The 21,558-nt window shown below is 37.3% G+C and carries 13 protein-coding genes; 3 read left to right on the forward strand and 10 right to left on the reverse strand.

Features of this window, described 5'->3' with window-relative positions; all coding sequences use genetic code 11:
• Nucleotides 1-62: 62 nt before the first annotated feature.
• Both LF886_RS13040 and LF886_RS13045 read left to right on the forward strand, forming a co-directional pair.
• Nucleotides 63-1,724 carry an FAD-binding dehydrogenase gene (locus LF886_RS13040; protein WP_236849974.1) on the forward strand — a complete coding sequence of 554 codons (1,662 nt, stop codon included), beginning with the start codon at nt 63-65 and terminating at the stop codon, nt 1,722-1,724.
• Between the two features lie 17 nt (nt 1,725-1,741).
• Nucleotides 1,742-2,545, forward strand: a complete 804-nt coding sequence (locus LF886_RS13045; protein ID WP_236849975.1) for an SDR family oxidoreductase — start codon at nt 1,742-1,744, stop codon at nt 2,543-2,545.
• 85 nt (nt 2,546-2,630) lie between these two features.
• Here the strand turns inward: LF886_RS13045 and LF886_RS13050 are convergent, their stop codons facing one another.
• The 6 genes from LF886_RS13050 to LF886_RS13075 all read right to left on the reverse strand — a co-directional run bounded on the left by LF886_RS13050 (nt 2,631) and on the right by LF886_RS13075 (nt 10,004).
• Entirely contained in the window at nt 2,631-3,407 is a 777-nt protein-coding gene (locus LF886_RS13050) for a phosphatase PAP2 family protein (RefSeq protein WP_236849976.1), read from the reverse strand.
• A 66-nt stretch (nt 3,408-3,473) separates the two neighbouring features.
• Nucleotides 3,474-5,894: a TonB-dependent receptor domain-containing protein gene (locus LF886_RS13055; protein ID WP_236849977.1), complete on the reverse strand. Its 2,421-nt coding sequence runs from the start codon at nt 5,892-5,894 to the stop codon at nt 3,474-3,476.
• A 46-nt stretch (nt 5,895-5,940) separates the two neighbouring features.
• On the reverse strand, nt 5,941-6,696 hold the full coding sequence (locus LF886_RS13060) for a hypothetical protein (protein WP_236849978.1): 756 nt from the start codon (nt 6,694-6,696) through the stop codon (nt 5,941-5,943).
• 25 nt (nt 6,697-6,721) lie between these two features.
• Nucleotides 6,722-7,756 (reverse strand): sulfite exporter TauE/SafE family protein, encoded by a 1,035-nt coding sequence (locus LF886_RS13065; protein WP_236849979.1) that lies wholly within the window; start codon nt 7,754-7,756, stop codon nt 6,722-6,724.
• Between the two features lie 96 nt (nt 7,757-7,852).
• Nucleotides 7,853-9,139, reverse strand: coding sequence for a sensor histidine kinase (locus LF886_RS13070; protein WP_236849980.1), 1,287 nt, complete (start codon nt 9,137-9,139; stop codon nt 7,853-7,855).
• 190 nt (nt 9,140-9,329) lie between these two features.
• Nucleotides 9,330-10,004: a response regulator transcription factor gene (locus LF886_RS13075; protein WP_109738907.1), complete on the reverse strand. Its 675-nt coding sequence runs from the start codon at nt 10,002-10,004 to the stop codon at nt 9,330-9,332.
• Nucleotides 10,005-10,249: 245 nt separating this feature from the next.
• Here LF886_RS13075 and LF886_RS13080 point away from each other — a divergent pair, with 245 nt between their 5' ends.
• Entirely contained in the window at nt 10,250-12,097 is a 1,848-nt protein-coding gene (locus LF886_RS13080) for a chloride channel protein (protein ID WP_236849981.1), read from the forward strand.
• A 162-nt stretch (nt 12,098-12,259) separates the two neighbouring features.
• On the opposite strand, the gene LF886_RS13085 is transcribed toward LF886_RS13080, so the two are convergent.
• The 4 genes from LF886_RS13085 to LF886_RS13100 form a co-directional block, all read right to left on the reverse strand.
• Nucleotides 12,260-13,204 carry an aldo/keto reductase gene (locus tag LF886_RS13085; protein WP_236849982.1) on the reverse strand — a complete coding sequence of 315 codons (945 nt, stop codon included), beginning with the start codon at nt 13,202-13,204 and terminating at the stop codon, nt 12,260-12,262.
• A gap of 457 nt (nt 13,205-13,661) precedes the next feature.
• On the reverse strand, nt 13,662-15,470 hold the full coding sequence (locus LF886_RS13090; protein WP_236849983.1) for a hypothetical protein: 1,809 nt from the start codon (nt 15,468-15,470) through the stop codon (nt 13,662-13,664).
• A 548-nt stretch (nt 15,471-16,018) separates the two neighbouring features.
• Nucleotides 16,019-17,170: an efflux RND transporter periplasmic adaptor subunit gene (locus tag LF886_RS13095; protein WP_236849984.1), complete on the reverse strand. Its 1,152-nt coding sequence runs from the start codon at nt 17,168-17,170 to the stop codon at nt 16,019-16,021.
• Nucleotides 17,171-17,177: 7 nt separating this feature from the next.
• Nucleotides 17,178-21,515 (reverse strand): CusA/CzcA family heavy metal efflux RND transporter, encoded by a 4,338-nt coding sequence (locus tag LF886_RS13100; RefSeq protein ID WP_236849985.1) that lies wholly within the window; start codon nt 21,513-21,515, stop codon nt 17,178-17,180.
• Nucleotides 21,516-21,558: the final 43 nt, after the last annotated feature.

Raw genomic sequence — 21,558 nt, forward strand, 5'->3', positions numbered from 1 at the left:
ATTGGAGAACAAATATTTTATACATTTATATCAAAGTATCATTCAATAAAAATACCTGAAAAATGGAAGAAAAATTCCAGCCTGATGCCATTATCATAGGAACCGGACTGGCAGGGCTTACCGCTGCGATGGAAATTACCAATGCAGGAAAAAAAGTACTGCTTTTGGATCAGGAAACGGAGCAGAATATAGGTGGACAGGCCTTCTGGTCTTTTGGAGGCTTATTCCTGATTAATTCTCCACAACAAAGGAAAGTAGGAATCAAAGATTCTTATGAACTGGCTTTGCAGGACTGGAAAGGGACTGCAGGCTTTGACCGACCGGAAGATTACTGGCCCCGCCAATGGGCTGAAGCTTACCTGAAATTTGCTGCAGGTGAAAAATATGAATACATTTCTAAACTGGGAATCAAGCTAATGTTTATGGTAGGCTGGGCAGAACGCGGTGATGGCTCTGCAACAGGTCATGGAAACTCTGTACCCCGCTTTCATGTCAGCTGGGGAACCGGTACAGGCGTTGTAAAACCTTTTGTAGAAAAGGCGTACAAAGCTCAGGAAAAAGGATTGCTGCAAATGAAGTTCAGGCACAGGGTAACAGAATTATTAGTGGAAAATGGAAAAATAAAAGGTCTTAAAGGAGATATTCTTGAAAATGACACTCATGAAAGAGGGGCTCCTACCAACAGAAATGTGATCTCACAGTTTGAATATACAGCGCCAAATATTATTATAGCTTCCGGAGGTATTGGTGCCAATCATGATTTGGTCAGGAAAAACTGGCCCGAAAGATTGGGGAAAGCACCGGAAAATATGGTGTGCGGAGTTCCCGCCTATGTGGATGGGAAAATGATTGGTATTGCTGAAAATGCAGGTGCTCATATCATTAATCCTGACAGAATGTGGCATTATACGGAAGGTATACAGAACTGGAATCCCATCTGGCCCAAGCACGGAATCCGGATATTGCCGGGACCTTCTTCCTTATGGTTTGATGCAAAAGGTAAACGCCTACCCGCTCCTTTTCTTCCCGGGTTTGATACGTTGGGGACTTTAAAATATATCCAGGATACTGGTTTTTCTTATTCGTGGTTTATCCTGACCCAGAAAATTATCAAAAAAGAATTTGCCCTTTCAGGATCAGAACAGAATCCGGATATTACAAATAAAGACTATGTTCTTTTCCTAAAAAGGATTTTCGGTAAAAAGGCACCAGGACCGGTAGAAGCTTTTAAAGAGCATGGAAAAGACTTTATTGTATCAGATAATCTGGAAGATTTGGTTAAAAGGATGAATGAATTAACGGGTAATAATCTTTTGGATTATGAAAAGATAAAATCTCAAATTGAAGCCAGAGACAGAGAATTAGATAATAAATTTTCAAAAGACACTCAGGTCAATTATATCCGGAATACCCGTAATTATTTAGGGGATAAACTGGGGCGTGTGGCCTCTCCTCATAAAATTCTAGCTCCTGAAAATGGACCTTTAATTGCGGTACGCCTTAATATTTTAACCCGTAAAACACTGGGCGGAATAAAAACCAATCTGAACGGACAGGTATTAAGAGATGATGACAGTATCATTGAAGGATTGTATGCGGCCGGGGAAGTCGCTGGTTTTGGCGGTGGCGGAATGCATGGCTACCGGGCATTAGAAGGAACTTTTTTGGGAGGCTGTATTTTTTCAGGAATGAAAGCCGGGAAATATATTGCCGGACTTCAATAAGATAATTAAGTAAAAATATGAGTAATTATTTTGATCATAAAGTCATTTGGATAACCGGAGCTTCATCAGGTATTGGAGAAGCGTTGGTGAAAGATCTGGCAAAGAACAGCAGTGCAAAAATAATCCTTTCTTCCAGGAAAGAAGAACAGCTTCATTCAGTAGCTAAAAATTCAGGATTGAACTCTGACCGATATGCTGTAATTGCTTTAGACCTGAAGAATTATAAGGAAATGCCGGAGATGACAGCGAAAGCAGCAGAACAGTTCGGAAAGATTGATATTCTGATTAATAATGCAGGGTTATCACAACGTTCTTTGGCTATGGAAACTGATATTGAGGTAGATAAACAGCTTATAGATATTGATTATATCGGAACTGTAGCCCTTACTAAGGCGGTTGTACCGTATATGATCAGAAACAAAGGAGGACAGATTGCAGTTGTATCCAGCCTGATGGGGATATTCGGGGCTCCTATGCGAAGCGGATACGCTGGTGCCAAACATGCACTGCATGGTTTTTTCGATGCGCTCCGGGCAGAATTATTTGATAAGAATATTAAAATCACCATTATTTGCCCAGGATTTATTCAAACGGATATTTCTGTACATGCCGTTACCGGAAATGGTTCTGTGCAGGGAACAATGGATGATGCCACAATGAACGGAATGCCTGCTGATGTTTTTGCAAAAAAGATGTTGCATGCCATTGAAAAGCAGAAAATACAAAAAGCGATAGGAGGTAAAGAAGTCATGGCTGTTTATCTGAAAAGATTCTTACCCAATCTTCTGGCAAAAATAATCCGTAAAGCGAAAGTAGTTTGATAAAATATAAGATTAAAAAGCACGGTCCAGTCATGAAACGTGCTTTTTAATCAATAAAATAACAGGAGGAAGCTTTATGGTAATACTAAAAGGTTTTCACCCATCCTATCCCCACGGTTTTATTTTGGTAAAATGGCATTACCATGTTGGATGAAAATGTATTTTTACTTTTATTTTTTCCTCTCAGCAAATTATCGATTCTTGGAAACAGCCAATAAGCCAGTTCTGTAGAAAGAATTCCAAAACCGGCTCCTGCAACCACATCTCCCAGCCAATGCTTGTCATTCAACATTCTGTATACTCCTGTAAATACAGCAAAAGGATATCCTGAAAGACTCAGCCAGAAATTGGTGTCTTTATATTCCCGGAACATAAACTGCGCTGAGGAAAATGCTGTAGCAGCATGCCCTGAGGGAAAAGATAACGTATTGGAACCGTCAGGCCTTTCTTCCTTCACAAGATATTTTAATGGCATAGTAAATGCTGCCGCAATCAGTTGTGAAGAAGCATAGATAATGGTACGGTCTCTGAGGTTATGTTTCCCTTTTATCCCTATAGCATTCAGCCCATATACCATCGCAGCAGGAGCATATTGGGTATAATTATCCAGGTTCATACGGGTAGGCTGATGCTCATTGATTTCAAATCTTGTGGATTGATTAAGCTGTTTCAGATTATTCATCGTTAAACCTGCCACCCCATAAGCAATAAATGCTCCAGGGATGATCAGACTTTTGTAATTTAGCGTGTTTTTTTGCCTTCCGGAAGTCATCGTGCTGTCCTGTACAGGTGTCTGAACTGTTATCGTGTCATTGGTATTCTGAGCATTGACTCTGCTGATCAATGAACTCAAAACCATCATATAAATAAGTGTTTTTTGAAAGTGCTTTTTCATCCTAAATCACATTTATAGTTTTTCAATTCTGTATTAAAATTTATAGCTGTACCCCAGTCGAACGACCTGAGTTTCATAATAATCATTGCTGGTATAAGCGAATCCATTTCCCTGGATAGATTTTTTTATGACCATTGTATTCAATACATCTGAAGCATTCAAAAACAATTCACCCTTCCCTTTCTGAATGGCTTTTTTCACTCCTATATCCATCGAGAATCTCGATTGTATCTTTCCCTGCGGAATAATATCCGGAGCCAGATAAACAAGGGTAAACTGAGCATCTAATCCTTTTGTAAAATGAAAAATATTATTCATCTTGATATTTCCTGAAATGGCCGTCTGCTGATCTGCCGAGAACGTATTGGGCTCAGGATACAGGTTTTGTACGGTAAATGCATTGATCTGATTTCGGTAAATATTTCCATTCACATTAAAGGAATAGACACCGGATATCTTTTGGTTCCATATGGTTTCGATTCCTGTATTATAGCTTTTTCCTGCATTCTGGAATAGGGCATAAATAAGATTGCTGTTCGGTACAATACTTGAGATTCGGGTGATTGTTCCATTAGCAAAACGATGGTATAATGCAGAATACAGATACCCATTATCCCAATTGTGTTTATATCCAAGTTCAACAGAATTAGTAAACTGGGGCCTTAATGCCGGATTCCCTACTTTAATGATTTCAGCATCATCATACTTTGGAAAAATCCTGATATCTACTTCATTGGGGCGGTCTACCCTTCTGTTATAAAAGATAGAGAATTTATTACGGTCATCCAGCTTGTAAGCCAGCCTGAAATTCGGGAAAGGCTGCGTATAATTATATCCATCACTTTTATAAGTAGGATGATTTGGATTGACGTCATATTGAATTCTTACATATTCCAGCCTGAGTCCCAGTTCTGCTTCCCATTTCTCATTTTCGAAAATGTAGTTTCCATACACCGCAGGAATAAATTCTTTATAATCAGCTTTCCCTCCGGCAGAAACATCCAAAACGGAATTGACCCCGGGAATAAAATTCATATTCGTAGGAATACTTCTGCTTCTCAGCTTAATCCCTGTTTCTATTCTCCCGTATTTCAACGGTTTTACATAATCTACATTGAAATCATAAACCTGTTCGTCAGATAATAATTTGAAGGCATCAGTCCCTGTAGAAGCGGGAAGATAGTTATCATAAAAATATTTTTCATCCTCTCTGTGGAATGTATAATTGAAACCTACATTCAGAACATGCCCTGCATCTTTGAATTTATGCTGATAGGAAGCGGTTCCCATCACGGTTGTTTTCAATTCGTCTTCCAAAAACTGCCACAGACGGAGACGCTGGGAGAAATCTCCATTAAAAAAAGGCTGATCTCCCCTGTCAATGATCTTTTCACTTCCATACATTCCTGAAACAGTTATTGTATTTTGTGAATCAATAGTCCAGTCTATTCCGGCTTTGGTAGTAAAGAAATTGGTATTTCTGTTTCTTTTCAGCTGGGAATTAATAACGGTTCCATTATCATAAGTACGCGTTACAAATTCATTTTTGTTAAGTGTTTCAGTATATAGATTATCGGCTTGTAAAAATATATTTATTTTATCTTTCCTGTAATTGACAGATAATGAAGGATTAATCTTTGGTGTCAGCGTATACTGCGGTCTTATCGTGGGAAGATTTTCTTTTCTTACCCAAAGAGAACCTAAGCCTGTGGTAAACCCTGCTTTTCCATTCCATCCGTTCTGCTTATTCTTTTTCATGATAATATTGATGATCCCTGCATTCCCATTGGCATCGTATTTCGATGAAGGATTGTTGATGATTTCAATTTTATCAATTGCAGAAGCAGGAATATTATCCAATCCAGTCTGGCTTCCAAAACCTGTAAGAGCGGTCTGTTTCCCATCAATCAATACTGTTACCTTATCATTTCCTCTTAGCTGTACTTTACCATCCTGTACAGTTATTCCAGGAAGATTTTGCATGCTTTGTAGTACAGATCCTCCACTTTGGCTGATGTTATCTGCTACAGAATATGTTTTTTTGTCTAGCCGGCTGTCTATTTCATTCTTTTTGGAAGCAGTAATAGTGATAGCTTCTATCGTAGTCTCACCATCCTGTTTCTGAGCGAGTTCAATAGCAGGGATTTCAAGAAATTCAGAAAGGCTTCCTATAAAAACAGGCTGTACTTGTGAATGATATCCTGCAATGGAGGTTTCCAGAAGATAGTGATCCGGCTTGATGCCTGTAAGAGAAAATCGTCCTTCTTCATTGGTAATCGTTCCCACTGTAAATGCGCTGTCTTTTTCTTTTTTTAAAATGATGTGGGCATAAGGTAATGCGGTCTTATCTTTATTGGCAACTTTTCCTGATAACGTTACAGAGGTTGTCTGTGCAGAAACCATGGAGGAAATTACCATGCAGGTTGGAAAAAATAACAGTTTTGTTCTATTCATTTTACTCATCTTTATTTTCTTAATAATCTTCTTCGGTATAGGGGAATTATTCGTGCTGAAAGGGTAACTCCCTGTTGTGCTTTCTTTGAGAAATAATAATCAACAGAACCATCAATGTGAGGGATATCAGAGATGCATTGAGTGTTCCAAGGTCAAGTCCCCCTTTGGCTAAAGGTTTGGTTAAAAGATCCCCGAAGGTTGCACCAAATGGTCTTGTAAATACAAAAGCAATCCAAAACAGGACAACGTGATTGATTTTCGTAAAGTAATGCATCACTACCACGACTAATATAATCAGTCCGGTTACCAAGGCTCCCGTCAGATATCCAAGTCCTAGATTATCGCTCAGAAAATCCCCAAACGCAGTCCCCAGGCTATTGGAAAATAGTATTGCTGTCCAATAATAGAATTCTTTATTTCTTTCAAAAATCGGATATACTTCAAGGTTGCCATACTTTTTGTACCATAAGAACAAGGAAATCAAAAGTCCCGAAAGAAGGATTAGGCTCCCTGCAAAATATCCGGTTTTTAAAGTTCTGTCGATAAAATCAGAAATTTCGGTTCCTAACGTTGTGGTTCCTATAATCACCATCCAGTACACCGAGGGAATATTTTTTTTCACCTGAAGCTGTATTGTTAGAATGATGATAAAAAATAGCAGGGTAACCAAAATTCCTATGACATATCCTAGATTAAGTGTCATGGATATAAAATCACCAAGCGTTTCTCCTAACGTGGTCGCTATGATTTTCATCAACCAGAAAAGCAGAGTGACTGCTGCAACTTTGTTTGCTGTTCTCATGTCTTATTTTTTTATAGGTGAATGATCAGGCTTTAAATTTGGTAAGTACATTGTCTTTGTAACAATAGAATTCATGAGTGGTCTCTTTTCCCAGAGCATACACTTTTTCTATATGAACTTCATCGTAGTATTCCATCAGGGAATGGTATTTCTCTTTAAGGTTTCCTGATAATTCTTCAGGCTGCACAGTCTTTTCAACTTCAAGCCCTTTACTTGCCTTATATTCGAATACCATACGGCTATTTTTCCAGGACATGGAATAGACATTTTCATGTGGTGTAGAGGAAGTCTTTACCACAATATTATCCTGTTGAATGATTTTTCCGGAAGTACTCGTGAATAAAGTGACTCCTGATACCACCATTGCTCCATATCCTATTTTTTTAAACAGGTTTTCGCTAAGGTGCGGAAGAATATATTTTACCGTATATGAGGAAACTATAGCGGCTCCTGCAATGGCAATCCCCAGCCATAATGCTGTATTGGAATATAATCCTAATGAAATGTAAATAATAAGCTTAATAAAGTGAAGAAAAACCTCATTGGCTGCCCGTGTAGCTACAATTTCCTCCTTTTTAAGACCGAATTTTAGATAAAAACGATTGAAAAGAAGTCCAACGGCTCCGGTAATTCCTGAAATAAAACCGGCAGAAAAACCAATAAGTGCCAATGCAGATTTCGGATATTCTTTGCCTGTTTCTTCAATCTTATTTTTAGAAGCAAAAAGTTGTGGAAGATTGGCAATAAGGAAAAAAGCAACAGCCAGCTGAAGATAGTTTGGGTTGACATATTTGATCAGGTAAGCTCCCAATAATACCGCCGGAATAGAGAAAGGAACAAACCATAAAAATATTTTCCAATTAATATGTTTCTTAAATACAGCAATTCGGGAGGCAGAACTTGTAAAAGTGCCAATCGTCAGAGAAAAAGGGACCAGAGAGGTAGGAAGCAGCAAATTCAAAATCGGAATCAGAATAAGACTTGCACCGCCTCCACAAATGGCACTGATCCAAAATGCAAGGATTGTTCCTGCGAATAAAAGGGCAATTTTTAAAATCATTTCTAAATAATATATATACCTCAGTATGTTTTCTATACAAAGGTGCAATCCGATTTAGAAGAAATTTAGAATTGTCTGAAGCAGGATATTTTTTAACTATAAATTAACAGTGAAAATATGTTGATTATTCTCAAATCTGTAACTGATATTCCAATGATGAAACTTACTTATTTCCTGTATAATGGAAAGCCCCAGCCCGCTTCCGCTGTTATCCGTTGAAAGTTTTGAAAATCTTTTGAACAGTAAATCTGTTTTCAGTTTTTCTATCCCGGAATTAGAAATTTCAAAGGAAGAACTGTTCAGGTGGATATTGATGGTGCCTCCTGGAGAAGTATGACGAATCGCGTTGAGGATGAGATTATTGATCAGTATTTCAGTGAGAATGCTGTTTCCCCTAACCACTACATTATGGGAGATCTCTTTCTGAATAGAAATATTTTTTTGTTCAATATGTTCCCCGAGAATTTCAATACTTTGATGAAGAAGATTATCAAAGGAAATAGTTTCTGAGCTGTCAAACTGGTTATTATCAATTTTAGCAAGAAGCAAAAGATTTTTATTGATGCGGGAACTTCTCGTAAGTGCTCTATTTATATCTTCTGCAATCCGATACTGTTTTTCAGTAAGATCCTGATCCTGAAGCAAAAGATCTAGCTTATTCTTGATAATGGCGAGCGGAGTTTGCAGCTCATGGGAAGCATTTTCTGTAAATTCTTTCTGAGTTTTATAAGTAGAAATATTACGTTCTATCAGCCTGTAAAGAGATTGATTAAGTTCTTCAAATTCAGTAGTATCAGAAATCGGAAATTTCAGTGTATTCTGACTGTTAAGTTTAAAAGTTTTCAGCTGATCGAGTGTATCCCTGAACGGTTTCCAGATAGATGTAGAAAGTTTTCTATTCAAATATAAAAGCCCAACTACAATGACTATAAAGAAAAATATGGTGATCATAGCAATCACAGCGATTGTCTCATGAGATTCTTCAATATTGGTCTGTATCGTAAAAAGATAAGGTTTGTGATGAAGATAAATTACCTTTTTAAGGCATCTATAGCGCTCTTTTTTCTGCTCTGATATAAAAGGTAGGTGTTTTTCATACGTATATATCGTATCTCTTTTAATCTGGCTGGAAGAGATTTTCTCAATATTCGTTTCAGGCTGAATATGGTTCCATAGTTCAAGACTTTTTTCCAGCGCTTCATCAGACAGCTTTAGTTGGTTGAACTCATAAGCTGTTTTCTCAACAATAATCTGATTATGCTCATCCAGCTCACTTTTCCAGATCGTATCCACCACAAAATAGTATACAGGAATACTTATCATCAGTACAATAAGTACGTAGATAAGAAAGGGTTTCGTGGTTTTGGTAAGTAGAGGCTTCACAGTAATGATGAATTATAAATTATGGATTATGAATTCTTTTTTTTTGATTTATTTTTTGATGTAATGATAATGCTTCGGATTATTTTTAATATTTATATCTGTAAAGATTAATAATCCTAATAGCAAAACTAAAACTTTTATCTTTTCAGCACATTTTTCTTTTCACTCATAATTTATAATTCATAATTATTTAAACTTCCCATTTATACCCCGTTCCATATACCGTTTTTAGATAATGCCCACATCCGGCATCATAAAGCTTTTTCTTAAGGTTTTTTACGTGTGCATAAACAAAATCATGATTATCAAGCATATCTGCGAAATCTCCGGAAAGATGTTCAGCTAATGTACTTTTGGAAATTACTTTATTTTTGTTGCCGATAAAATAAATTAAGAGATCAAATTCTTTCTTAGTCAGTGAAATGACTTCATCATTTACCGATACTGTTTTGGCCAGCAAATCAATCTGAAGTTCATTTTGCGTTACCACATTAGAGCTGCTGAACTGTTTTCTCCTGATAATAGAATATACCCTTGCCATCAGCTCCGAAAGATGAAAAGGTTTGGTAAGATAATCATCAGCACCAAGTTTCAGCCCTTCAATTTTATCATCAAGCGCATTTTTGGCAGAAATAATAATGACACCGTCCTGTTTCTGCTGTTTTTTTAATTCTTCCAGAATCTTCAGACCATTCCCATCCGGAAGCATAATGTCCAATAAAATACAGTCATATACAAACGTTTCTATTTTGTTCATAGCCTCACCAAATGTACTGGCGGATTCACAGAGATAATGCTCTCCGGACAGATATTCGGAAATACTTTTGGCAAGCTCTGCTTCGTCTTCAACGATTAGAATTTTCATGCAATAAAACTATTATTAAATTTCGAAGAAATTTTGAACTCAAAATAAAAGTTAATCATAATATAGCAAAAAACACTGAAATCACGTTATAAAACATTGATTTACAAATTTAAATAAATATTGCCTTTTTTAAGTTTAAGAAAGAATACCCACATTTTGGAAAGCCCTTTTTATGATTTTTTATTATATATTTCATAAATTTACGGTGCTGTATCAATCTGATGATAGTGTAAAATGTTTCGAAGGTGAAAATTCACAACAAAAAAAAATACCTAAGCTTCCTTAAATTTAAAAGAGATTTCCAGAAATACGGATTAGAAAAAGCACGCAGTTATGAGCTCATCCTGCATTGGCTGAATAACAGATTGAGCAGAAATCAATTTCTCGTTCTTTCAGGGATTCTGGTAGGCTGTACTGCAGGTCTTGCCGGAGTTATTCTGAAAACCCTGGTACACAATATTCATTATTTCATTACCAATAAAGTTCATTTTGAATATCAGATATTATTCTATATTGTTTTTCCATTTTTAGGAATTGTTCTGACCACGATGATTGTTCTGACCTTGTTTAAAGGACAGGACCGTAAAGGTATCGGAGCCATTCTCTATGAGATTGCACAGAATTCCAGTATTGTAGCTTCTGTTAAAATGTATTCGCAGGTGATACAGAGTGCGGTGACCGTAGGCCTGGGAGGTTCTGCCGGATTGGAAAGTCCGATTGCGGTGACCGGAGCAGCTATTGGTTCAAACTATGCACAGACGTACAGATTGAGCTACAAAGAACGTACATTATTGCTGGCTGCCGGTGCTACAGCGGGAATTGCGTCCGCATTCAATGCTCCCATTGCAGGGATTATGTTTGCGTTTGAAATCCTTTTGACCGGGGTTGTTTTTACAGATTTTATTCCTTTGGTGGTTGCTGCAGTTTGCGGAAGTCTTTTATCAAGGATTTTGCTTCAGGAAGATGTTCTTTTCAGATTTTATACAAGAGATCCTTTCAACTATAAAAATGTTCCGTATTATCTTATTTTAGGAATTTTTACAGGTTTGTATGCCCGTTATTTTGTGATCATTTCTCAAAAAGTGGAGCATTTTATTAAAGGACTTCAGCTTTCGAGAATGCGTAAAGCGATGTTTGGAGGTGCGGTACTTTCACTTTTATGTGTTCTTTTTCCTCCTTTATTCGGAGAAGGATATGAAACCGTAAAAGCCTTTACCAACGGAAATACCTACTCTATTATTGAAAACAGTTTTTTCAGATATTTTGAGATCGGAGACTGGACGATTATTATATTTTTAGTACTTGTATTGCTTTTAAAAGCATTTGCAACTTCTTTCACCATATTTAGCGGTGGAAATGGAGGTAATTTTGCACCTTCCCTTTTTGCAGGCGGAACTTTAGGCTATTTATTTGCCCTTATTTGTCAGCATTTAGGCTTTACGGATGTTCCGGTGACCAATCTTGTTTTGGTGGGAATGGCCGGAGCGATGAGCGGTGTTTTGTATGCTCCGCTTACTGCCATATTTCTGATTGCGGAATCCAGTTTTGGATATGACCTGTTTATCCCTCTGATGATTGTTTCTGTGATCTCTTATCTTATTGCAAAATGGTTCTCTCCAATTTCTCCGGAACTGGAATCTTTAGCAGATGAAGGAAAGATATTTACCAATAAGCACGATAAAAACCTTCTTTTTGCTTTAAGAACAGAAGATTTTATTGATAAATATTCGCAGACGATCAATGAAAATGCTTCTGTGACAGAATTATTTGAAATGGTAAAGAATGGCGATAAAAATATTTTTGCCGTTGTAGATGAAAACCGCAAATTAAAAGGAGTTCTTACATTGGATGACATCAGACCTTATCTTTTTAACAAAGAGATTGATGCTTCCCAGATGGTAGTTCAGTTGATGAAGGCCCCACCGGCAATACTTCATCGTGAAAATAAGCCGTTGGAAATTCTTCAGACTTTTGATGATACCGGAGTATGGAACCTGCCCGTAATCAGTGATAATAATGATTTTATAGGCTTTATTTCAAAATCTTCAATATTAATGAGCTACAGACAGCTATTGAAAGAATATTCTGATTAATAGTAAAAACCGAATATGACAACCGAAAGCCTGAATTCCCTTCCTCTGGAGGGGTGGCAAAAATTCAAAGAATTTTTGACGGGGTGGTTAGCGTCATCGAATCATAAAAAAATCCGTTCATTGTTGAACGGATTTAATTTTAATCTATAATGAAGTCGAAAACTAGTTGCTCGCGTTATTCAGCAGCTCAATATCTTCCTGATCCAAAACCAGTTTAGGAGCATTGAATACCGTTTCAAGCTGAGATGCACTGGTAGCACTTACAATCGGTGCTGTAATCAATGGATTGGATAATAACCATGCCAGAGAAACCGTTCCCTGAGTGGTATTATGCTTTGCACTCACCTGATCAAGAGCTTTCAATACTTCAAGTCCTTTTGGATTTAAATATTTTCTTACTCCTTCCCCTCTCGCACTTTTTGCAAGATCTGTTTCATCACGGTATTTACCTGTTAAGAAACCTGCTGCCAAAGACCAGTATGGAAATACACTTAAACCAAACTGTTCTGCCAGAGGAGCGTAATTTGTCTCAAAACCTTCTCTTTCCATTAAGTTGTAATGAGGCTGTAAAGCAACATATTTAGGAAGATTATTCTTTTCAGCGGCTTCAAATGATGCTTTTAAACGTTCTGGTGATAAGTTGGAAGCGGCGATATAGCGTACTTTTCCAGCTTTAATGATTTCATCATACGCAGAAAGTGTTTCTTCTACCGGAGTGATATTGTCGTCAAAATGAGTATAATAAATATCAATATGATCCGTCTGAAGTCTTTGCAGGGACTCATCTACCGATTGTAAGATATGCTTTCTGCTAATATCATAACCATGCTCTTTGGTTTCAGAACCCACCTTCGTAGCCAAAACAATATGATCACGATTCGCACGGCTTTTCATCCATTTTCCGATGATTTCTTCAGACTGTCCGCCTTTACCATTTACCCACCATGAATACGTATCTGCAGTATCCACAAAATTAAAACCGGCTTCTGCAAAGCGGTCCAATATATCAAAAGATTGTTTCTCATCCAGTGTCCATCCAAAAACATTTCCCCCGAAATTGATTGGAGCAATCGTTAAATCGGTATTTTTGATCTTTCTTTTTTCCATAAAAAAATTTTACTAAGTGACGTCTAAGGTAAGGAATATTAAGCCTGAAGAAAATTCAAAATAGCCATTCACTCCATAGTTATTATAAATAGAAATGCTGATGTTTCCTAAGTTTTTTTGATTATTGTTTTGTTGGAGAAACGCAAAGGCGCAAAGATTTATAGAATTATTGTGTATTTAAGGCGCAAGAAAATCATAGATTTTCAGCAAATGGTATGCTATAAATTTTTCCTGCAAATCTTTTCATTATCCTCTGCTTAATTTGCAGCATTTGCGAGAGAAGATTCAAAATATCCAGGATTCAATTTTATCGGAGATAAAATCTTTGCGCCTTATAACACAATGCAGGTAAGATTTCTTTGCGCCTTTTCGTTTTTCCAACAAAAACAGCTTAAAAAAAATAAAAACAGCCCCATTTGAAAGCTGTTTTTATTATCTATCAATTAAAAAAATACGGTTATTTTTCAACCTGAGGAACCTCAATAGCGATAAGCTGAAGTTTGTATTCCTGTAATTGCAGGTTGATGGTTGATAAACCGTTGCTGAAGTATGATGATGCTTTAAAAAGCTCATGATAATATTCTATACCTTCTAAGATATTTTTCTTGAAAGCATTCCATTTTTTGGTTTGTGAATGGGTAATCTGTGCTGATGATTCAACGATTTCTTTTTTAAGATAATCAACATACATTTTCAGTTCGTTGATGAACATATTGGGGCGTTGATTATCAGCAAGAATATTGGTGTTTCCATAAATATGCTTTACCATTTCCGAAAGCGAAACTTCTTTATCAAAAAAAGCAATATTCGGTCCGGGACATATGACAACTCCTTGTTTTTCACCTTTGATCTCAAGATTTTGCTCCATATAGGCAGCATTTACAAGACCTACACACAGACAGGCTTTATCTGTAATTTCGGATTTCCTTTTATCAAATTCTTTCTCTGTGAATGTTTCCCTGTCAGCATACAATTCTTTCAGTTTGATATCCTGATATTTCTTAGAAGCGGTGCAGGTGCCTTCCGGAGAGAACTCTTTACTCAATGCCAGAAGTTTTTTCGGACATGAGCTTCCATGTTTTCCCTTAGCCTCTTTTTCATGTTTCAATCTTTCGTTGGAGGTTCCTTTTACTGTATTGAAGGGAACTCCCAGTGGCGAAATATTACTGAGATAAAAATCCTGCTCTTTTGCTTTTACAAGAAGATTTCTGGTTTCGGTGTCTACAGAAGTCGCTTCGGGCACCAGTAAAAACGGTGAGCCCCATCCTACGCTGTCTACATTGTAATTGGCCAATAAAAATTCGTGTTCTTCAGAAGTTCCCACTCCACCCTGAACGGTAATTTTCATTTCTAAAGGTTCGGAAACTATAATTTTCCCTTTTTGCTCCAAAGCTTTCATCATCAATTGATGAGCTGACTGTATCAGTTCATTTTTTTTCTGCTTAAATTCTTCCATAATAGGCCCGAGAAGCATTCCTTCGGTTGCAAATGCATGTCCCCCGCAATTCAGCCCGGATTCTATTCTATATTCTGAAACCCATAACCCTTTTTTAGCAAGAAAGTTCCCTTGGATCATGGCAGAACGGAAGTCACTCACTTTAAGAATGATTTTCTTTTTAATCTTTCCGTTTTCATCCGGGAAAAAGTCTTCAAATTCTTCCATGTAGCTGTACAGACGAGGGTTCATTCCTGCAGAAAGAACCATAGAAGATGATAGTTTACTTTTTGCAAATCCGCGCAGTGAAGCATGGGCATCATTATACATGACAGGAAGCTGTTCGTTTTTTTGATAATTGTCTTTATCTACTTTCGTCATGATATTGACGTCGATACTTCCAGGTTTTAAGTTGGTTTCAATGAAGTTTTTTATAGAAGAACTCCAGTTATCCGTTTGATTAACCATGTTTTGAAGCCCGGATTTCAGATCTGAAGAATTCGGAAGCATCGCCACAAAGTCTTTTAGAGCCTCCTTATTTTTACTGATTTCCTGTTTGAAAGATTCAAATTTTTCGTTCACGATATCATCCACCATATCCAGATAGGCAGTAATTCTTCTTGCTCTGTAATCTTCCGTTTTCGTTGAAATGCCCCAATAGTCAAGATTAAACTTTTTGTTGTAAAAGTTTTTCATCTTTTCAAGGATTTCATCATCAATGATAGAGATCACAGAAGAGATTCCATATTGGGCAACACGGATCGGGCTGTCTATTGTATAAGCCAGTCCCATTACCGGAATATGGAAGTTGTGCAAAGGTTTTTTTGTCATAAAGTTTTGATAAAAGTTCTTTTATTATTCATCTAAAAATCCTTTACAACTATTCACTTCTTAAAAATATTATTTTAAAATGAATTATGCATTAAATAGTATTTCTCAATGTGTAAAACATGTCAAATGTCATGTTTTTAAGTTTTTTAATGCAAGGTAATAGTGATTCAAATGCTCATTTTGAAAGAGTAAAAAAGTGCGACTTTGTCACTGAAGAAGCTTTATAGTAAAACATTGAAGCCGTCTCAACTCCTATCTTGATTGTTTTTAATCACAAAAGGCACAAAAGTTTAAACACTTAAGCTTTTTAGAGCCAAGCTTTATGCATAGTAAGTACACCTAAGTTTTGTAAAAATCAAAGATTTTCATCTTATGTGAACTTTTCTTCAGAATAATTCTAACTAAATCTATTTGAGTAGATTAACATGTATTTAAAATGAAAGCTTTTGTGACTTTTGTGGTTTTATAAAGTTTAAACAACTTTATTGTATCAACAAAAAAGACCAATCTTTCGACTGATCTTTTGATTGTACAATATGTATTTAAAATTATTGTGCTTTGTTTTTAAGGATCATCAGAAGGCTGTAAGCACCTTTCTGTACAATTTTCTTATCTTTAAAAAAATCAGCTTTTAATACCTCTGTAAATTGGTCATCTGAAATTCCAATAACCACAGGAATCATTTTATAATTGGATTTTCCCAGGTCTTCAAAAATATAATTTTTATTTTCAAAAGAAACTACCGCTTCGTTGGGAAGTCCCTGCGTGTAATGGCTGCTGATATTGACTTCAGCGTTGATGTACATTCCTTTTACAAATTCAGAATTAGGAGAAGATAGTTTGGCTATTGCTGTTGCAGAACCTCCGTTTTCAATGTTTGGAACAACACTGACAATTTTAGCGTTTGATTTTATATCCGGTTTCTGATTGTTGTACACTAAGATTTCCTGTCCCACTTTTACATCATTCACATCATTTTCAAAGATTTTTAATTCTAAAAGAAGTCCGGCTGGATTGATCAGCTCAAATAAAGTATCTGCCGGATTGATGTATTGTCCATTATTCACAAGAATTTTGCTCACAAAACCTGTAAACGGAGCATAAATATTGATCTTACTTCTGATATTTCCGGTATTTAAACCTTTGGCATTAATTCCAATGATTCTTAGTTTTTCTTCAAGACCTTTTAAAGTTGCATTAAGGGTAGCATAGTCTGCCTGAGCGGTCTGCATCGTTTTATCACTGCTGGCTTTGCTTGTATTAAGATCTTTCTGGCGGTTGAAATTCAGTCTTGCTGCTTCAAGCTGTGCTTTGGTTACCAGATAATCCTGTTGCAGCTGTATAAACTGAGGATCTTCTACCACAGCAAGAACCTGCCCTTTGCTGAAATGACTTCCATTCATCACATGGATAGACTTGATGTGCCCACCCATAATGCTGGAAACTAAACTAATGTGAGAAGGCGCAATTTCAGCTTTCCCGTTCAGTCTCACCAGCTTTTCCATATTCCTGTTTTGGATGGCGGTTGTGGTAATTCCTACAGACTGAATCTGTTTTTCCGTAAGATGAATCGAATTTTGGTTGTTTTTAGTGAATTTTGTGTTTTCGTAAACCGTTTTTTCTTCCTCTTTTTTCCCTGAACATGAAGATAAAACAAGAAGTAGAGAAAGGCTGTATATTGATATGTTTCTGAATTGCATGACGTTGTTATTTTGAAATTAAGAATTGAAGTTCGGCTCCTATTTGATTCAATTTTTCCAACTGATCAATATAATCTGCTTTGGTTTTTACGGCCTGATTCACTAGTATTACCCAATTCAGGTAATCAATTTCCCCTACTTCCATCTGTTTCTGGGCTGCTTTTAAGATGATATCAGATTTTGGAAGCTGTTTTTGTTCATAATTTTCAATGATTCGTTGTTGGTTTTTATAATTGCTCAATTGCTGGTTCAATCTGTTTCTAAGTTCAATTTCTTTTCGCTGATATTGATTTTCGCTGATCGCAATTTTTGCCTGTGCAGCCTTTGCCAAAGCTCTTTGCCCTTTCGTAAACAATGGAATTCCTACCCCCACCTGAACCGAATTGAAGCGGTTATTGTTGATGTTTTTCATACTCTGATTGGTGTATCCTACAAGAAGATCAGGAAGCAGTCTGCTTTTTTCGAGTTGTACTTCGGCCTCTCCTATTTTGATCTGTTGCTGCAGGTATTGAAGCTCAGGATGCTGTTTTACCATTTCCTCAGAAATCTGAAGCCCAATATTCATCGTTGGTTGATCAGCAATTGGCTGGTAAGGAATCTCGGACTGAAGTAATAACTGAAGCTGAAGTTTTGTGATGTTCAGATCATTTTCAAGGGTGTTCAACTGTACTTTTATCTGTTCTTTTTGAATTTCAGCCGTTGATTCTTCCAGAATATTCGCTTCTCCCTTTTTTAATCTTAAGCCTGCTTTCTCAGCAAAATTATTGTACAGCTGGCTGATATATTCCAATACTTTTTTCTTTTCCTGAAGCACCAATATTCTGTAGAAAACGTCTGTCACTTCTTTGGTAAGCTGTGTTTTTGTCATATTTTGATTGATAACACTTGCAGACCATTCAGCATTCAGCATTTGTTTTCTTTTTGAATATACCGTAGGAAAACTGAACCTTTGAGAGATCCCGAATGAATTGTCGGTTTCTTCTCCCTGGATCTGTCCAAAACCTCCCGTCACTTCCAGCTGTGGAATATCCAGATAACTGGCTTTCAGTTTTTCCTGGTAATCGGATACCAATTTTGAGTTTTTAAGGATACCATTCTGTTGAAATGCTTTTTCCAAAGCCTGGTCGTAAGTAATGTTTTCCTGAGCCTGAAAGCTTCCGAAAGAGATCAACAATAAGAAAACAGACAATTTTTTATAGTTAAGTTTTTTTGAGAATTTCATTTTATCTTTATTAATATGTTCAAACAGGACGTATAGAATAGGAAGTACAAACAGGGTTAAAAGTGTAGCGAGCATCAGACCACCGATCACTACCGTTGCCAAAGGTCTCTGTACTTCAGCTCCCGCACCGTTGCTGATCGCCATAGGAAGAAATCCTAAAGAAGCCACAAAAGCCGTCATTAAAACCGGACGAAGCCTTATTTTTGTACCTATGAGTACAATTCTGCTGGTATTAGTTAATCCATTATTTTTCAATCGGTTAAACTCTGATATCAAAACAATTCCATTAAGTACAGCAACTCCAAATAAAGCGATGAATCCTACCCCGGCACTGATACTGAAAGGCATTCCTCTCAAAGCCAGAAAATAGACACCTCCTATCGCAGATAATGGAATGGCAGTGTAGATGAGTAAGCTGTGTTTTACAGAACCGAAAGCAAAAAACAATAACAGGAAAATCATGACTAATGAAATAGGAACAGCTAGTCCCAGTCTTGCTTTGGCTTCATTTAAATTTTCAAAAGCACCTCCATAAGAAACTGTATATCCTGGAGACAGTTTCAGGCTTTTACCTGCTTTTTGCTGAAGCTCTTCCACAATACTCTGCACATCTCTTCCTCTTGCGTTAAACCCTACAATAATCCTTCTTTTGGTATCTTCTCTTTGAATCTGGTTTGGACTGTTTTTCAGTTCCACTTTCGCCAGTTGTGATAATGGGATCTGTTCTCCTGAAGCTGTAGGGACCAAAAGATTCCGGATGCTTGTAATGTCTTTTTTATGCTCATTATCCATTCGGACAACGATATCAAATTTTTTCTCACCTTCATACAAAGCACCCGCAGTCTGTCCTGCAAAAGCCATATTGATCACTCTGTTGATATCTGCAACCGAAATATTGTAGCGGGACAATTCTGAACGGTTATAATCAATCACCACCTGCGGCGCTCCAACGACAGGCTCAATATAAAGATCCTGAGCGCCTTTCACGGTATTGATGACACTTCCTATTTTTTTGGCATACGCAGCAAGACTGTCCAGATCTTCACCATAAATTTTGCATACGACGTCCTGTCTTGCTCCGGTCATCAGTTCATTGAAACGCATCTGTACAGGAAACTGAAAACTGGTTGTTAATCCGGGAATAACGCTTAATGCCTTACTCATTTTGTCAGAAAGCTCCGGAAATGATTTTGCAGAAGTCCATTCTTTTTTAGGTTTCAAAACAATGATCATATCTCCGGCATCCATCGGCATTGGCTCTGTAGGAATTTCGGCACTTCCAATCTTCATCACCACCTTCTCTACTTCTGGAAACTGTGTTAAAAGGATATTGGCTGCCTGAGTGGTTGCTTTCTTGGTTTCACTGATATTACTTCCCTGAAGGATTCTCATTTCAACGGCAAAGTCACCTTCCTCCAAAGACGGAATAAATTCTCCTCCCATTTTGGAAAGGGTAAAAACAGCACCAGCAAACAGAATTAATACACTTACAATAATTGTTTTTCTGTATTTAAGGGCTTTCATCAGGAGCTTTTGGTGTCCTGTCTCCACTTTTCCCATTACCCTGTCTGAGATATTTTCTTTTTCTTTTTTCTTTCTGCTCAATACCAGAGAACTCATCATAGGAATGTAAGTCAGAGAAAGAATAAATGCTCCAATCAGGGCAAAAGCAACCGTTTGAGCCATTGGTTTGAACATTTTTCCTTCAATTCCCTGAAGCGTAAAAATTGGAAGATATACAATCAAGATAATGATCTGACCAAAGACTGCACTGTTAACCATTTTGGTTGCAGAACCAGACACCTGATCATCCATTTCCTTTTTGCTCAGCATATTGTCTTTCCCGAAATGCTTTTTGTGGGCAAGCTGATGCAGTACGGCTTCAACAATGATAACCGCTCCATCTACAATAAGACCAAAATCAAGAGCTCCAAGACTCATCAGATTTCCTCCTACCCCGAAGATATTCATCATAATAATGGCAAAAAGCATGGCCAATGGAATCACAGAAGCAACCAACAGTCCCGCTCTTAAATTTCCTAAAAATAAAACCAGAATAAAAACAACAATCAAAGCTCCTTCCATCAGGTTTGTTTTTACCGTACTGATCGTATTGTTGACCATTTTAGCGCGGTCAAGGAAAGGTTCAATGACAACGCCTTCGGGCAATGATTCCTGAATTTTTTCCAGCTTCTGTTTGATATTTCCAATCACCACATTGGCATTCTCCCCTTTCAGCATCAGTACAATAGCCCCGGAGACTTCTCCCGTATCATTATAAGTCATCGCTCCGTATCGTGTTGCAAAGCCAACCTTCACAGAGGCAACGTCTTTAATATGTACAGGAATGCCTTCTTTGGTTTCTGCTACCTGAATGCTTCCGATATCTTCCTTACTTCCCAGTAGTCCTTCACTTCGGATAAACAGAACGGTTTCTTTCTTTTCAATATAAGCCCCGCCGGTATTTTGGTTATTTTTCTCCAGAGCCGCAAAAACATCGTTGATATTGATATTAAATGCCTGAAGTTTGTTAGGATTAATGGCTATTTCATATTGCTTCAATTTCCCTCCAAAACTGCTGACATCGGCCACTCCTTTAGTCCCGAGAAGCTGTCTTCTAACTACCCAATCCTGAATAGTTCTGAGCTCAGTTTCATCATATACATTTTCGTATCCTTTTTTGGCCCTCACCACATATTGGAAAATCTCTCCCAGGCCGGTTGAAATAGGTCCCAATTCCGGTTTGCCAATTCCGGCCGGAATATTATCCTGAACAAGCTGTAAGCGCTCCTGAACCTGCTGACGGGCCCAATATACATCGGTATTGTCATCAAAAACGACGGTTACTAAAGAAAGTCCGAAACGTGAGAAACTCCGAAGCTCCGTAATTCCGCTGATATTGCTGGTAGCCTGCTCAATAGGAAATGTAACAAGACGTTCTATATCTGCTGCACCATAGGAAGGAGCGGTTGTAATAATCTGAACCTGATTATTCGTGATGTCCGGCTGCGCATCAATAGGAAGCTGGGTGGTCTCATAGACTCCCAAAAGGATAAGCCCCGCTGCAAACAGAGCGATGATGAGTTTATTCTTTACAGAAAACTCAATAATTTTATTTAACATGGAAAAAACTATTAATTGATAACCCGGAATGCTTTATAAAAGT

The sequence above is a fragment of the Chryseobacterium sp. MEBOG07 genome (assembly GCF_021869745.1).
In the GTDB taxonomy this organism is placed as follows: domain Bacteria; phylum Bacteroidota; class Bacteroidia; order Flavobacteriales; family Weeksellaceae; genus Chryseobacterium; species Chryseobacterium viscerum.